Source organism: Candidatus Nitrospira neuquenensis (assembly GCF_979578155.1).
The window spans coordinates 65088-79787 of the sequence record NZ_CEFZDU010000002.1 but is presented as its reverse complement, the minus strand read 5'-3'; the positions used below and the strand labels follow the sequence as shown (position 1 = coordinate 79787).

Sequence of the window (14700 nt, the reverse complement as noted above, 5' to 3'; positions counted from 1 at the left end):
GAGGGGTCGGCAGCCGTTTCCCGACGGCCGCGACGGTCATGCCCGCTGTTGCAGCTTGGCGATGCCCAAGGCCTTGAGGATGGCCTTCTCGTAGTAGGGCTCGCTCACGCCACGCTTCATCTTGTAGAGGAAATACTTCTCCAGGCCCACCTTGGCCAGGTGGACCCACTTGCCCTTCTTGGCCCAGGTCACGTCACGCGGCGCCATCTGCGGCAGAGCCACGAAGGCCACGCCCGTGTCGCCCATGTCCGCCAGGCAGATCGCATTCCAGGTGGCCGTCTCGCGCTTGGGGTCGTTCTCGATGTCCGCCTTGATGTTGTGGACCGCCGCCGACACCATGGACTCGATCATGTACCCGGTCTTGGGCGCGCCGGTCGGCACCGGCGTCTGCTCCACCGGCGGAATCGCCACGCAGACGCCGACCGCGTAGATGTTCTTATACTTGGGATTGGCCTGGTAGGCGTCGATGTTCACGAACCCCTTCGGGTTGCAGAGCCCGGGCGTGCCCGCCACCGCGTCCACGCCGGCGAAGGGCGGGATGATCATCGAGTAGCGGAAGGGAATCTCCTGGCCGTCCTCCAGGACCATATTGCCCGGCTGCACTTCCTTGATCACGGCGTTGACGATCGGCTTGATCGAGTGGTCCGCGAACTCGTCCTCCATCAGGCGCCGCGACTTGCCGACGCCGCCCAAGCCCATGTGGCCGACGTAGGGCTCCGCCGTGACGAAGTGGATCGGCACCTTGCGCCGCAGCTTCTTGGCCCGCAGGTCCGCGTCGAGGATGAAGGCCATCTCGTAGGCCGGGCCGAAGCAGGAGGCGCCCTGCGCGGCGCCCACGACGATCGGGCCGGGATTCTTGAGGAAGGCCTGGTAGAAGCCCCAGGCCTGCTCGGCGTGGTCCACCGTGCAGACGGACTGGGTATGGCCGCTGGGCCCGAGGCCCGGCACGGCGGGGAAGTTGAGCTTGGGCCCCGTGGCGATGATCAGGTAGTCGTAGGGGACCTCGCCCTTCGCGGTGATCACCCGGTTCTGTTGCGGCTCGATCCGCTCCGCCGGCGCGCGGATAAGCTCGATCCCCCGCTTCTCCAACACCGGCCCGAGCGGGAAACTGATGTCCTTGCGCGTTCTCCACCCGACCGCGACCCAGGGGTTGGAGGGGACGAAGTGGAAGGAGTCCACGTTCGAGATCACCGTCACCCTGTGCTTCTTCGGCAACAGGGCCCGCGCTTCGTAGGCCGCCGGCAGCCCGCCGATGGATGCGCCGATGATCACCACCCTCGCCATGGCCGCTCCTTTCCCCGGACAGGATGTTGAAAAGGCCCCTCGCGGCGACGAATCCTTCCCCCGTCCCCGCGTCTCCCCCTCGCCCCTTCCCCGAGTCGGCTCAGGCCTTCCCGGTCGTCTTCGGCGCGCAGGTGTTCAGCCCCAGCAGGGTCCAGAGCGGGCAGTAGCCGATCGCCCCGGTGACCAGCGCGATCCCGCCCACCACGTAGGCCGCGAGGCTCAGCCCCTCCGGCAGCCCGCCGAAGGCGCCCAGGCTCACCAGCAGAATGCCCGCCACGATCCGAATCGGCCGCTCCACTCCGCCCACGTTGCAGGTCATGGCTGTTCCTCCTTGTGAAGACGCCTGTTGCTCTCAGCCGTCTGCCTCGTCATGCCGGCGCTCCGCCATCCCACCCCTCCGTCATTCCGGCGGAAGGTCGTCACCCCGGACATTTTTCATCCGGGGCCTGAATCCAGAATCCCAGAGCCGGCCCCCGGCTCCTGATTCCACACCTGTTCCTTTCGCCTGAGAGCCGGGCCCTCGCCGAAGGATTCAGAACCCGCCGTACGCCGCGAACAGTTTTTTGCTGATCAGGTGCTCCAGGAGGTCCGAGCGCGAAATGAGGCCGACCAGCTTGCCGCCCCGCACGACGGGGAGGCGGAGCACCTTGGCCTTGAGGATATGCCGGATGACGTCCTTGACCGGCGTGTGCTCCTCCACCGTGAGCGCCGGCTTGGACATCACGTCATCCGCCGTGAGCGCCGCCAGGTCCTTATCCTGCTCGATGGCCTTGAGCAGGTCCGACTCGCTCACGACCCCCACCAGCGTCAGGTCGCGCTCGACCACCGGCAGGCCGCTGAAGACGCCCGTGAGGAAGTGCACGGCCAGGTCCCGCGCGCTGGCCTTCCGGCTCGCCACCATCACCCGCGTCTTCATGATGTCCTTGGCCTTGAGGTGAGAATGCTCCACCGTCGTCATCGCTCGCCTCCTCCATCATTCATTCCTCGCTCGCCCGGGCCGCCGCGCTCGCAGTCGGACGCGGCGGAGCCGAACCCTCGCGGGCTTGAGGTTCGAACAGTCCACCCTGCCGGAGTCGCCGCCTCCCTCGCGGGGTCGCGCCCGCTCAGTCGTCCCGGCCCTTGCGCTCCTTCTTCTTGTCTTTCTTTTCCTTCTTGGGCTCCGCCGCCTTGTCCTCGACGTCGATGACCGCGCCGGTCGCCGCGTCCACGTGGACCTCCATCACCTTCCCGTCCGCCGTGACGACCTCGACCTCCCAGACCGTCTTGTCGTGCTTGGTCTCCAGCTCGGCCTCGATGACCTTGCCCGCCACCTTCTCCGAAGCGGTCTTGACGGCCTGGTCGATCGTCACCGTCGCCGCGCCGGCCATCTCGACCTTCTGCTTGAGCTTCTTGCCCTCGTCCGCGCCCCCCGTCCCGCCCCAGACCAGCAGCGCCCCGACCACCAGAGCTGAACCGATTCCCATTTTCCGCATGACCAGACCTCCCGGTTAGCGCCCGACGCCCGGCGTGTCGGGCCGCCAAAGTGCGATTCGCGTGCCATGTCAGGAGAGGGTGACCCCGCGTCTATTTTCGGGCTGTTCGGGGACTTGCGCAAGAAGGGGCCGGGGAGGCTGGGGCCAAAGGCCACAGGATCGCCCCTAGGCAGTGGCGCGAGATGCTACAGCGGGCGTGAGACGTGAACCGTCGAACGCGAAGGGTGCCGCAAGCTGGCGGCGGCGCGCTGAGGGCCGCTCCCTACGAAATCGTCGGCTCCAGCACGACCCGCGACTTCATCGAGTTGGAGATCAGGCAGTGGGCCTCCGCCTTCTCGAGCAGCTCGCGCGCCTTGGCCGCGTCCTCGCCGGGCTTGAGCGCGAGCCGGGGCTTGAGCGTGATGGTCGTGACCTGGAACTTGCCGTCCACCAGCTCCAGGACGCCCTCCGCCTCGCTCTCGTAGGCGGTGAAGCCCAGCCCTGCCCGCTCGGCGAAGGCGAGGAACGTGGTCATGAGGCAGACGTTGGCGGCGGCGACGAAGAGGTCCTCCGGCGACCAGATCCCCGGATGGCCCTTGAACTCCGGCGGCGTGGCCACCTCGATCTCGGGCTTCCCTTCGCCGGCCGCGATCCGGCCCTTCCGCTGCTCCGTCCAGCGGACGGCGGTGTGGTAGGTGTAGCGTTTCGGACGGACGTCCATCATGACCTCCTGAAGAGCTGTCTGCCGTCAGCCAAGAGCACAGTTGCCACGCCGTCCTGTCACCCTATTCCCGTCACCCCGGCGAAGGAGTACCCCTCTCCCGTCACCCCGGCGAACGCCGGGGTGACGGGCGGGGTGACGGGACTGGGCCCCGGCTTTCGCCGGGGTGACGGGCGAATGGTCGATCGTTCGCCGGGGTGACGGACGGGGTGACGACCTTCCGCCGGAATGACGGAGGGCGGGGCCGATGGGTGAACAGTGATAGCTCCCCGCCTTCACTTCGGCAGCTTCGGCATCTCCACCTTGACGATCTCGCCGGTCAGGGCGTTGAGGAAGGCGATCAGGTCCGCCTTCTCCTGGTCGGTGAGGCCCAGCGGCTTGACGAGCGGGCTCAGATTCGGGTTGGGCCCGCCGCCCTTGTTCAGGAAGTCCACGACCTCCTCCAGCGTCTTGAAGGCGCCGTCGTGCATGTAGGGCGCGGTGAGCGCGATGCTCCGGAGCGTGGGCGTCTTGAACGCCCCCTTGTCCGCCTCCCGCCTCGTGACGGTGTAGCGGCCGAGGTCCTCCGCGAGCGGCCCGACCTGCGGCACGCCCAGGTTGTGGAACTGGTTGTCGGTGAAGTTCGGCCCGTTGTGGCAGAGGATACAGCGCGCCTTGCCCCGGAACAACGCCAGCCCGCGCGCCGCCGCCTCGTCCATCGCCCGCCGGTCGCCCATCGCATACTTGTCGAAGGCCGAGTTGGTCGAGAGCACGGTCCGCTCGTAGGCGGCGATCGCCTCCGCGATCCCCTGGAGGTTCACGTCCGCCCCGAAGACCGCGCGGAACTGGTCGCGGTAGCCCTTGATCTTGCCCAGCTTCTTCACGACGTTCTCGTGGGTCTCGGCCATCTCGACGGGGTTCTGGATCGGCCCGATCGCCTGCTCCTCCAGCGAGCCCGCGCGTCCGTCCCAGAACTGGATGGGGTTGAAGGCGGTGTTCAGCACGGTGGGGGCCTGGCGCCCGCCGACCTTGCCGTCCACGCCGATGGACGTCTGGCGCGGGTCGGCGAAGCCGGCGCCGGGGATGTGGCAGAAGGCGCAGGACACCTGGTTGTTCTTCGAGAGCCGCCCGTCGAAGTAGAGCTGCTTGCCCAGCTCCACCTTGGCCTTGTAGTTCAGGTTCGTCTCGGGCACCGGCACCGCGGTCGGCAGGGGCCCGACGTCCGGCACCGCGATCCCGTCCACGATCACCAGGTTGACGCCCTCGGCCGCCATGGTCCCGCCGCGGGCCGCCGGCCCGCCCGCCCCCACGGCCAGGGCCACGAACGCCGCCGCCAGGAGTCCCCTCAGCCCCGCCTTTCGAGTGCGCATACCTCCCCCTTTCTCGTGTGCACAGCCCGTTGACTCTCCCCGTCACCCCGGCGGACGCCGGGGTCCAGCATCGTCCTGGATTCCGGCTTCCGCCGGAATGACCTGCCGGGGTGACGACCTGCCGCCCGCGCCGGCAGCCTGCTCAGGTGACCATCGTCCCGATCCAATCGCCCACCAGGTGGGTCAGCCCGATCACCGCGACCGCGATGACCAAGTGCTCCAGGATGACCCGCCAGGGCTCGACCCCCCGGGCTCGGGCGATCCGGTAGCTCAACAGCGCCAGCAGGAGCAGCCCCCACAGGATGCTCAGGCCGACCGCGGGGCCGAGGGGCAGGGCCAGCATCGGCGCCGCGAACGTGAGCGCGAAGAGAAACTTTGACAGCAGCGTCGCGACGGTGGCCTCCCAGACCTCCCGACCCGTATGCCGGCCCCCGGATTCCTGCGCGACGTGCATGCCGAGCGCGTCGGACAGGGCGTCGGCCACGGCGATGGTCAGGATGCCGCCGATCACCGCCGCGCGGGAATGGGTGCCGGCGTGGAGTCCGACGATCAACCCGAGCGTCGTGATGATACCAGAGGTGAGGCCGAAGGTGAACCCCGTCCGCCATGCGTCCCGCACTCAGCAGCCCTTTGCCGCGTCCTTCATGCAGCCGCTCGCCCACTCCGCCGCCTGCTCCAGCAGCTTCGGCAGGGCCCGATTCGCCGCCAGGGCCGCGCCGTAGGCGTCGTCGCCCGGCGCCGCCTCGACGACCTCGAAGGCCCGCGTGCCGAGAACCCGCCGCTCGCGGGTCTCGACGAGCTGCAGCCGCAGCGCCAGCCGCACCCGGCTCGGCTTCTCGAACAGCTCATGGGCCACGGTCAGGCTGTCCGCGTCCACCCGGTAGTCCGCGCGGACCGCGCCCGCGCCCTGGACCACCGCGCGCCAGGCCCCCGTGCGCTCCAGGGCTCGGGCCAGCAGGGGCGCCACCATGCGGCCAGGGACGTCGGCCCACTGGCTCGCCGCATAGTAGCTCACCTCGTGCGGCCGCGCGACGTAGGCCATCCGCGGCGTGTCGAAGCCGGCCAGGGCCTGCGGCTGGCCGACGAGCAGGGTCGCCGCGGCGCGCGGGTCCGCGGGCGGCGCGGCCGCCCGCGCCGGCCCGTCGCCGCCCAACAGATAGGTGTGCTGGACCGGGTCTCCCGCGCCGCCGAACGTACAGGCGGCCAGCGCCGCCGCCCCGAGCCAGGCCGCCAGCGCCCGCGCCGCGCGCCCCGCCCGACCGCGACCGTCCTTCATGGCTCCGTGCCTCCGGTCCCTCATTCGCCGGGCCCCCTCGGTCCCCCGCGGCGGCCGAAGACCAGCGAATCGGGCTCCCGCTCCAATTGCCGCGCCACCCGCTGCAAGGTCCCCGTCAGCTCCCGCAGCTCGGCGACCAGCGCGTCCACCTCGGCCAGCGTCTGCCCCGTGAACCGCTCCAGGTCGGGCTTCGTGCTCGCGACGACCCCGCCCACCGTCTTGCCCGTCCGCGTCAGCTCCTCCGTCATGGCCTGGATCGCCGCGGCCGACTTGTCCACGCGCGCGAGGATGATCGGCACCTGCTCGTTGAGCTGGCGGGTCAGGCGCGCCAGGTTCTCCGACGCCTGCGCGGCCCCGGCGAGGCTCTGGTCCACCTGCCCGCTCCGGGCCGCCAGCGTGCGCGCGACCGTCGCCAGGTCGGCCAGGGCCTGCCGGATCGCCGCGCGGTTGTCCTGGTCCATCACCGCGCGGGCGTCCTGGAACGCGCCGTCCGCGTCGGACAGCAATCGGGTCACCGCCTGGTCGGCGAGCAGTCGCGAGAGCGCCGTGTCGATCCGGTAGAGCAGCGACGGACCCGTCTGGATCACGGGGTACTCCTCCCCCTCCTTCGCCTGCAGCGGCGGGGACTCCTTGCTGCCGCCCGTCAGGTTCACGATGGCCAGACCGGTCAGTCCCTGCGTGTCCAGGATCGCGACCGTGTCCTCCTTGATCGGCGTGCCGCGCCGGATGTCCATCGTCAAGCGCACTTCCTCCGGGTTCTCGGGGTTGAGAAGGACCTCCTTCACCCGCCCGACCTCGACGCCTCGGTACTTCACGGGGGCGTTCACGCTCAGCCCGCTGACGGATTCCTGCATGTAGGCGTAGTAGCGGTCGTAGGCGCCTCGGTAATCGCCCTTGCTCAGCCACAGCCCGCCGACCACGAGGAGGGCCCCGAGGAGGACGACGAACAGCCCCACCAGCGTATAGTTGACCTTAGTGTCCATGGGCGTCCCCCGCCGCGGCCGCCGCCCGCCCGCGTGCGCCGTGGAAGTATTCGCGGATGAAGGCCTCCGTCGAGCGCGCCACCTCTTGCATCGTGCCCAACGCCAGCACCCGCCCCTCCCCGAGCACGGCCACGCGGTCCGCCACGCGCCAGAGCGTGTCCAGGTCGTGCGTGACCATCACGATCGTGAGCCCGAGCAGCGTCTTCAAGTCCCAGACGAGCTGGTCGAAGGCGCCCGCGCTGACCGGGTCCAGCCCGGCCGTCGGCTCGTCGAGGAAAAGCAGCTCCGGGTCCAGCGCGATGGCCCGCGCGAGCGCCGCCCGCTTGCGCATCCCGCCGCTGAGCTCGCTCGGATACTTCGCCCCCGCCTCCGCCGGCAGGCGCGCCTGGCCGATCTTGATCGCCGCGACCTCGCGGATGAGGCCGGGACTCAGGCGCGTGTGCTCGCGCAGGGGCACCGCGACGTTCTCCGCGACCGTCAGCGAGCTGAACAGCGCGCCCTGCTGGAACAGCATGCCCGTCCGCCGCCGGAACGCCAGCACGTCCGCCTCCGTCATCGTCGCGCTGTCGCGCCCGAAGAGCCGGATCTCGCCCGCGGTCGGCCGCTGGAGCAGCAGGATCTCCCGCAGCAGCACCGACTTCCCGCAGCCGCTCCCGCCCGCGATCGCGAAGACCTCCCCGCGCCGCACGGCCAGGCTCACGTCCTCGTGCACCACGGCGCTCCCGAAGCGCGTAGCGACGGACCGCACCTCGATCACCGTCTCGCCGGCGGCCGGCCCCGCGGTCGCCACGGTCAGAGCCCCAGCCAGCTCAGGAGGATCGAGAACGCCGCGTCGATCACGATCACGAGGAAGATCCCCTGCACCACGCTGATCGTCGTGTGCCGGCCCACGCTGTCCACGCCCCCGCTGATCTGGAAGCCCTGGTAGCAGCCGACCAGCGCGATGACGACCGCGAAGATCGGGGCCTTGCCGATCCCGATCAGGAAGTGCCGCAGCGCGACGGCCTCGTCGAACCGCGTGACGAACTCCGTGAAGCTCACGCTCAGCTCGGCGGAGGCGATCAGCATGCCGCCGAACACCCCGACCACGTCGGCGTAGACGGTCAGCAGCGGCATCGCGATCACGAGCGCGAGCACGCGGGGGAGCACGAGCAGCTCCATCGGCGACAGCCCCAGCGTCCGGAGCGCGTCCACCTCCTCGGTCACGGACATGGCGCCGAGCTGCGCCGTGTAGGCCGAGCCGGACCGGCCGGCGACCAGGATGGCCGTGACCATCGGGGCGATCTCGCGCAGCAGCGAGATGCCGACCAGGTCCACGACGAAGATGTTGGCCCCGAAGGTCTTGAGCTGCTCCGCGCCCTGGTAGGCGATGACGATGCCCATCAGGAAGGACAGCAGCCCGACGATCGGCATGGCCTTGACGCCGTCCCGCTCCAGGCTTCCGAAGAGAGCGGACCAGCGGATCGTCCGCGGCCGCAGCAGGAGCCGCACCAGCACGACCCCGCTCTCGCCGAGGAACGACAGGGCCCGCGGCCCCTGGGCCGCCCACTCCCAGACGGCGCGGCCGAGCCGCTCCAGCCTCGGGGGCGGGGGAGCGCCCGCGGCGGCCCCGTTGCCGGCCGGACCGTGCCGGCCGACGATCTCCAGCAATTCCGCGAACCGCGGATCGAGCCCCCGCAGCTCGACCGTGCGTCCCGCCGTCCGCCAGGCTTCCAGCGTCCGCCGGAGCAGCCAGGCGCCGCCCGTGTCCATCGCCGTGATGCCGGCGGCGTCGCAGGTCAGGGGGCCGGCGCCCGCCGCCAGCGCGGCCAGCCCTTCCTCGACCTCCGCGAGGCGCGGGATCGTCCAGGCCCCCGCCAGGCGCAGGAGGCCCGCCCCGTCGAGGGCCGCCGTCGGCCGCCCGCCGCCCGCGCCCGCCGTCTCCGCCGCCTCGGTCAACGCTCCGCCTCCGGCCCCATCCCGCTCGATCTCCGACGGCCCGGCCGCCAACCGGATCGTCGGTCGGTCCGCATAATGCCTTAGCCGGGGAAATCCCGCAAGCCGCCGGGGGCACGCGGCGAGCCGGCCGGCTCCGGCTCCGGGGCCTCGCCGTGCGGACCGGGCGCCGGGCGGCCGGCGCCGTCCCCGCTCTCCGGGGCGGCCGGCGGCGGCTCGGCGGGCGTCCGCCGGCCCGTCGTGAGGCGGTAATAGAGGACCGGGATCACGACCAGGGTCAACAACGTCGCCGCGCCGACGCCGAACAGCAGCGAGACGGCCAGGCCCTGGAAGATCGGGTCGAGGATGATCACGAAGGCGCCGACCATCAGCGCGGCGGCGGTGAGCAGGATCGGCCGCGTCCGGATCGCCCCCGCGCGGATCACCGCCTCGTCCGCCGGCACGCCCGCGCGCCGCTCGGCCTCGATGAAGTCCACGAGCAGGATCGAGTTACGGACGATGATGCCCGCGAGCGCGATGAACCCGATCATCGAGGTGGCCGTGAAGTACGAGCCCGTCAGCCAGTGGCCGGGCACGATGCCGATCAGCGTGAGCGGGATCGGCGCCATGATGACGACCGGCGCCAGGAACGACTGGAACTCCGCCACGATCAGCAGATAGATCAGCAGCATCGCCACGGCGAAGGCGATCCCCATGTCGCGGAAGGTCTCGTAGGTGATGTGCCACTCCCCGTCCCACTTCATCGCCAGCCGCTCCTCCGACCAGGGCTGCGCCGTGTAGAACTGCTCGACCGCGTAGCCCTCCGGGGGCCGGTAGGCCTCCAGCCGCCGGCCGACGTCGAGCACGCCGTAGACCGGGCTCTCCGTCCCGCCCCCCACGTCCGCGACGACGTAGACGACCGGCTTCTGGTTCTTGTGGTGGATCGCCCGGTCCTGGATCGTCCGCTCGACGCGCAGCAGCTCCGACAGCGGCACCAGCGCGCCCCCGCTCCCCCTGAGCGCGATCTCGCCAAAGTGCTCCAGCCCCGTTCGCTCGGCCGGCGGCAGCCGGAGCAGGACCTGGACCGGGCTCTTCTCCCGCGGCATGTGCATCAGCCCGATCCGCTCCCCCTCCAGCGCCATGCGGAGCGTCCGGACGATCTCCTCCGAGGGCACGCCGGCGAGCGCCGCCTTGGCGCGGTCCACCGTGAAGACGTACTTCACCTGGTCGGCCTCGACGAAATCGTCCACGTCCACGACGCCGGGCGTCTGCTCGAACAGGGCCCGGATGTCCTTCGCGACGGCGACCTGGCGCTCGTAGTCCGGCCCGTAGACCTCCGCGACGAGGACCGCCAGCACGGGCGGCCCCGGCGGCACCTCCACGACCTTCACGTTCGCCCCGTGCTCGCGGGCGACGGCCTGGACGCGCGGGCGGAGGCGCTGCGCGATCTCGTGACTCTGGGCCCGGCGCGCCTCCTTGGGCGCGAGCACGACCTGGACGTCGGCCTCGTTCGAGCCCCGGCGCAGGAAGTAGTGCCGCACCAGCCCGTTGAAGTTGAAGGGCGAGGCGGTCCCGACGTAGGCCTGGTAGTGGCGGACCTCCGGCACGGTCGCCAGGACCCGCGTCAACGCCTGGGTGACGCGCGCCGTCTCCTCCAGCGTCGTCCCCTCCGGCATGTCCACGACGAGCTGCAGCTCGCTCTTGTTGTCGAAGGGCAGCATCTTGACCGGCACCGTCCTCGTGTAGAACAGCGAGACCGACGCGACGAGCAGCAGGACCACGCCGGCGAAGAAGGCGACGGCGACGAGGGGGTGCGCCAGCAGCGGCCCGAGCAGCCGGCGGTAGAAGCGGTACAACCCGGAAGAGTCGTGAGGAGGACGGGGGGGAGCGTGAGGGGCCTCGGATCGGGACGGAACGGGGTCGCCTCTCTCCTGGCTCTCTTCACCCCTCACCCCCGACCCCTCACCCCTCACGCCTTCCCGGTAGCACGTCTGGCAGAACCAGGGGATCACGATGAAGGCGACGAGCAGGGAGAAGAACATCGCGATCGAGGCGTTGATCGGGATCGGCCGCATGTAGGGGCCCATGAGGCCGGAGACGAAGGCCATGGGCAGCAGCGCCGCGATGACCGTGAAGGTCGCCAGGATCGTGGGGTTGCCCACCTCGTCCACGGCGTAGATGGCGGCCTCGCGGTGGGGACGCCCGCCCGCCAGCAGGTGTCGGTACATGTTCTCGACGACGACGATCGCGTCGTCCACGAGGATGCCGATGGAGAAAATCAGCGCGAACAGCGTCACGCGGTTGATCGTGTAGCCGATCAGCATGGAGGTGAAGAGGGTGAGCGCGAGCGTCAAGGGGATCGCGAGCGAGACGACCATCGCCGGGCGCGGGCCCAGCGCGAGCCCGAGGAAGACAACGACCGAAACGACCGCGATCCCCAGGTGCCGGAGCAGTTCGTTCGCCTTCTCGTCCGCCGTCGCCCCGTAGTCCCGCGTGACGGTCAGGCGCACGTCGGAGGGGATCACCGTCCCCTTGAGCTCCTCGGCCTTGCGGATCACCGCCTCCGCCACCGTCACCGCGTTGGTCCGCGCCTGCTTCGCGACGGCGATCGTCACGGCCGGAGACTCGTGCACCGTGAGCGGTGCGACGTGAGAGGACGCCCCGGCCGGGTCCTCCCTCGTTTCACGTTTCACGCCCACCGCCTCACCGGCGCCGGCGGGGCCGAGCCCGAACCAGACGTAGCTCGTCGCCTCGCCGGGACCGTCGGTCACGTCCGCGACCTGGCGCAGGTAGATCGGCCGCGCCGCGCCCACCTCGTCCGCCGCGGCGGGACCGCGCGCGGCCCGCGTCGCCGGCGCCTGCACGCCGACGACGAGCGCCTCCAGGTCCTCGCGCGAGCCGAGGAACCGTCCCGTCTCGACGAGGAACTCCCGGTTCAGGCTCTCGAAGCGGCCGGCCGGCCGCGCGACGTTCTCGCCCTGGATCACCGCCGCCACCTTTAGCGGCGTGAGCCCGTAGGCCCGCAGCCGGGCCGGATCGATCCGCACCTGCAGCTCGCGCGGGCGCCCGCCGACCAAGAACCCGCCGGCCGTGCCCGGCACCTTCTTCGCCTCCTCCAGGACCTGCTCGGCGATCCGCCGGAGCTGGAAGTCCGTCTGCCCCTCGCCCCAGAGGGTCAGGGTGACGATCGGGACGTCGTTCACGTCGCGGGGCTTGACCAGGAAGGGCCCGGCGCCGGGCGGCAGCAGGTCCTGGTTGGACATGAGCTTGTCGTAGAGGTCCACCAGGCTCTGCTCCATCGGCTCGCCGACGTAGAAGCGGACGACGACGAGCGCGCCGCCGGGCCGCGAGATCGAATAGACGTACTCGACCCCGCGGATCTCCGAGATCGCGCGCTCGATCGGCTTGGTGAGCTGCTCCTCGACGACCTTCGCGGCGGCGCCGGGGAAGGGCAAGAAGACGTCCGCCATCGGGACGACGATCTGCGGCTCCTCCTCGCGCGGCGTGAGCAGGACCGCGAAGGCGCCGAGCAGCAGGACGCCGATCATGATCAGCGGCGTGAGCTTGCTGGCGATGAAGAGGTCGGCGAGCCGCCCGGCCAATCCGTGGGAGGTGAGGGGTGAGGGGCGAGGGGTCATGCGATGAGAGTCTTGAGTGATGTCGTCAGCCCGGTTCTTGCTCCGTCACCCCGGCGAAAGCCTGCCCCGGACATTCGCAATCCGGGGCCGGAGTCCAGTCCGGCCCTGGGTTCCGGCTTTCGCCGGAATGACGGACCGGGGACTTCGCAGGAATACCCGGTAGTGCGGTGACTCGTCACGGTCACCCCTCACCTCATCGCGGCGATTCCGCCGCGATGGCTTCCACGCGGGCACCGTTGGCGCCCTGGGCGGCATCGGCGAGGACCCGCTCCCCGACGTTCAAGCCGGACAGGACCTCGACCCCGCCGGTCAGCGTCCGCCCGACCTTGACCCAGCGGAGCCGCGCGATCAGGTCGGCGCCCACGACGAACACGCCGGAGAGCTGCCCCCGCTCGACCATGGCCGCCTTCGGGAGCACCAGGCTCTCGCTCGCCCCCTTCTCGAGCTGGAGCCGGCCGAACATGCCGGTCTTGAGGCCGGGCGTCGGCGGCAGGTCCACCTTGACCAGGAAGGTGTGGGTGTTCGGGTCGCCGGTCGGCAGGATCTGCGCGATGGTACCCGCGAGCCGCCGGTCCCCGAGTGCGTCCACGACGACGGCGATCCGATCGCCGCGCGTCACCGCCTTCAAGTCCCCCTCGGCCACCGTGGCCTCCAGCCGCAGGCGCCGGGGGTCCTCCATCCGGAGCAGGGGCTGGCCGGGCGAGGCCAGCTCCCCGACCTCGACGCGCTTTTCCGTGACGACCCCGTCGAAGGGCGCCTTGACGACCGTATAGCTGAGCTGGGCGAGGGCGGCCGCCCGGGAGGCCTCGGCGACCTTGAACGCGCGGGTGGCGTTGTCCAACTCCTGCTTGGTGACGGATTCCAGGTCGAAGAGGCGCTGCATGCGGTCGAGCTGCGCCCGCGCGTTCTCGACCTCGGCCTCCGCCCGGGCGAGGTTGGCCCTCAGGTCCCGGCTGTCGAGCACGAGCAGCGTGTCGCCCTTCGCGACGGCCGAGCCCTCGTGGACCCGGAGCTCCTGGACGATGCCCTGGACCTTGCTGGCCAACGTCGCCTGGGTGGCGGCCGCGACCTGGCCGGTCACCTCGACCATGATCGGCACCCGCACCGGCCTCACCTCCAGCACGGCGGCGCGCACGACGGCGGGCGCCGGCGCGGACACCGCGGCCGGCGGCTGCGCGTCCTGCGGGCCGCAGGCCGCCAGCGCCGCGACGAGCGGCAGGGCCCAGGCCTTCCTCACACCGTCACCTCCGGCCGCATTATAGACCGCTCACCGGCGCCGTGCCATTCGCCCGGCTCCGTATTATTCCCGGACTCCCAGCCGGCGGAGCAGCGCCATCATCGGGCACCAGCCGGTGAAGGCCGACTGAATCAGGTTCGCCGCGACGAAGGCGGCCAGGAGATTCCAGTAGGGATGGACCGTCGCGCCGAGCGTCAGGGCCGCCAGGACGAAGAGCCCGGCGATCAGGCGCAGCCACTCGTTGAGTCGCATCGTGAACACTCCTCCTCAAAAGCCTGGGCCGCTCCGGCCCGCTGCCCGTAAGAGCCAAAGCCGCGCTCGGAGGATTCGGCCGGGTCCCGACGTCGCTGTGGCAACGGACGCAACTCCAGTGCCCGCACAATCGCAGAGTTTTACGCCAAGCACGGCGGCCCCGGGGGACATCCCGCCACAGTCCCCGGAGCGGGCCCTGTAGCGGAAGGCCACAAAAGACGCGAGGCGGGCGGGGTGAGGTTTGCGGGGTTGGGAGAAGAGCGGTGCCGCATCACGGGCGCGCGAAGGCCCTTGTCGGGTGTCTTCTCAACCTTTTACGCTTCGCGCCGCACCACTCGCGGCTGCCTAATGGCACTGCTCTTGCTCGACCGAGAGGCGACCGACGAAGGAGGCAAGGCGTGCAATCAACGACCTGGTGGCTGCTCGGCGCCGTGGCGCTCGGTCTCGCGATCGTGCTCTACCTCGTCTTCTTCTGCCCGACGGAATGCCATTGAAGAACGCGACCGGGCATCGGATGCGGTGGACTCCGGCCGTCACCCCGGCGCACGCCGGGGCCCAGTGCCGTCGCCCCGGCAGACGGGGAACCGCAGTCCGT

Annotated in this window: 14 protein-coding genes; all 14 read right to left on the bottom strand. The window is 70.7% G+C overall.

What is annotated here, in order from left to right; translation table 11 throughout:
* Nucleotides 1–36: 36 nt before the first annotated feature.
* Nucleotides 37–1284, bottom strand: a complete 1248-nt coding sequence (locus AC1U7O_RS00950) for an NAD(P)/FAD-dependent oxidoreductase (RefSeq protein WP_479892673.1) — start codon at nt 1282–1284, stop codon at nt 37–39.
* Nucleotides 1285–1384: 100 nt separating this feature from the next.
* Complete coding sequence (locus AC1U7O_RS00945; RefSeq protein ID WP_479892672.1) at nt 1385–1603, bottom strand: YgaP family membrane protein; 219 nt, start codon at nt 1601–1603, stop codon at nt 1385–1387.
* A 213-nt stretch (nt 1604–1816) separates the two neighbouring features.
* Nucleotides 1817–2242 carry a CBS domain-containing protein gene (locus AC1U7O_RS00940; protein ID WP_479892671.1) on the bottom strand — a complete coding sequence of 142 codons (426 nt, stop codon included), beginning with the start codon at nt 2240–2242 and terminating at the stop codon, nt 1817–1819.
* Nucleotides 2243–2387: 145 nt separating this feature from the next.
* Nucleotides 2388–2756, bottom strand: coding sequence for a PepSY domain-containing protein (locus AC1U7O_RS00935; protein WP_479892670.1), 369 nt, complete (start codon nt 2754–2756; stop codon nt 2388–2390).
* A 262-nt stretch (nt 2757–3018) separates the two neighbouring features.
* The gene (locus AC1U7O_RS00930; RefSeq protein WP_479892669.1) at nt 3019–3456 is read right to left on the bottom strand and encodes an OsmC family protein; all 438 of its coding nucleotides are present in this window, start codon (nt 3454–3456) and stop codon (nt 3019–3021) included.
* Nucleotides 3457–3731: 275 nt separating this feature from the next.
* On the bottom strand, nt 3732–4805 hold the full coding sequence (locus AC1U7O_RS00925; RefSeq protein ID WP_479892668.1) for a cytochrome-c peroxidase: 1074 nt from the start codon (nt 4803–4805) through the stop codon (nt 3732–3734).
* Nucleotides 4806–4947: 142 nt separating this feature from the next.
* Nucleotides 4948–5424 (bottom strand): VIT1/CCC1 transporter family protein, encoded by a 477-nt coding sequence (locus AC1U7O_RS00920; protein WP_479892666.1) that lies wholly within the window; start codon nt 5422–5424, stop codon nt 4948–4950.
* A complete protein-coding gene (locus AC1U7O_RS00915) occupies nt 5425–6081 on the bottom strand; it encodes an ABC-type transport auxiliary lipoprotein family protein (RefSeq protein ID WP_479892665.1) in 657 nt (218 codons plus the stop codon).
* A gap of 20 nt (nt 6082–6101) precedes the next feature.
* Nucleotides 6102–7064, bottom strand: coding sequence for an MlaD family protein (locus AC1U7O_RS00910; RefSeq protein ID WP_479892664.1), 963 nt, complete (start codon nt 7062–7064; stop codon nt 6102–6104).
* Nucleotides 7054–7854 carry an ABC transporter ATP-binding protein gene (locus AC1U7O_RS00905; RefSeq protein WP_479892663.1) on the bottom strand — a complete coding sequence of 267 codons (801 nt, stop codon included), beginning with the start codon at nt 7852–7854 and terminating at the stop codon, nt 7054–7056. Before AC1U7O_RS00905 ends, AC1U7O_RS00910 begins: the two co-directional genes overlap by 11 nt.
* A gap of 2 nt (nt 7855–7856) precedes the next feature.
* On the bottom strand, nt 7857–9002 hold the full coding sequence (locus AC1U7O_RS00900; protein ID WP_479892661.1) for an ABC transporter permease: 1146 nt from the start codon (nt 9000–9002) through the stop codon (nt 7857–7859).
* An 80-nt stretch (nt 9003–9082) separates the two neighbouring features.
* Entirely contained in the window at nt 9083–12616 is a 3534-nt protein-coding gene (locus AC1U7O_RS00895; protein WP_479892660.1) for an efflux RND transporter permease subunit, read from the bottom strand.
* Between the two features lie 193 nt (nt 12617–12809).
* Nucleotides 12810–13853 (bottom strand): efflux RND transporter periplasmic adaptor subunit, encoded by a 1044-nt coding sequence (locus AC1U7O_RS00890; protein WP_479892659.1) that lies wholly within the window; start codon nt 13851–13853, stop codon nt 12810–12812.
* A gap of 63 nt (nt 13854–13916) precedes the next feature.
* Nucleotides 13917–14105 (bottom strand): YgaP family membrane protein, encoded by a 189-nt coding sequence (locus AC1U7O_RS00885; RefSeq protein ID WP_479892658.1) that lies wholly within the window; start codon nt 14103–14105, stop codon nt 13917–13919.
* Nucleotides 14106–14700: the final 595 nt, after the last annotated feature.

What these genes read in the sequence shown, in the direction of transcription:
- AC1U7O_RS00885 (WP_479892658.1), bottom strand. Translation starts at nt 14,105, where the DNA reads ATGCGACTCAACGAGTGGCTGCGCCTGATCGCCGGGCTCTTCGTCCTG.
- AC1U7O_RS00940 (WP_479892671.1), bottom strand. Translation starts at nt 2,242, where the DNA reads ATGACGACGGTGGAGCATTCTCACCTCAAGGCCAAGGACATCATGAAG.
- AC1U7O_RS00950 (WP_479892673.1), bottom strand. Translation starts at nt 1,284, where the DNA reads ATGGCGAGGGTGGTGATCATCGGCGCATCCATCGGCGGGCTGCCGGCG.
- AC1U7O_RS00935 (WP_479892670.1), bottom strand. Translation starts at nt 2,756, where the DNA reads ATGCGGAAAATGGGAATCGGTTCAGCTCTGGTGGTCGGGGCGCTGCTG.
- AC1U7O_RS00910 (WP_479892664.1), bottom strand. Translation starts at nt 7,064, where the DNA reads ATGGACACTAAGGTCAACTATACGCTGGTGGGGCTGTTCGTCGTCCTC.
- AC1U7O_RS00915 (WP_479892665.1), bottom strand. Translation starts at nt 6,081, where the DNA reads ATGAAGGACGGTCGCGGTCGGGCGGGGCGCGCGGCGCGGGCGCTGGCG.
- AC1U7O_RS00895 (WP_479892660.1), bottom strand. Translation starts at nt 12,616, where the DNA reads ATGACCCCTCGCCCCTCACCCCTCACCTCCCACGGATTGGCCGGGCGG.
- AC1U7O_RS00925 (WP_479892668.1), bottom strand. Translation starts at nt 4,805, where the DNA reads ATGCGCACTCGAAAGGCGGGGCTGAGGGGACTCCTGGCGGCGGCGTTC.
- AC1U7O_RS00930 (WP_479892669.1), bottom strand. Translation starts at nt 3,456, where the DNA reads ATGGACGTCCGTCCGAAACGCTACACCTACCACACCGCCGTCCGCTGG.
- AC1U7O_RS00945 (WP_479892672.1), bottom strand. Translation starts at nt 1,603, where the DNA reads ATGACCTGCAACGTGGGCGGAGTGGAGCGGCCGATTCGGATCGTGGCG.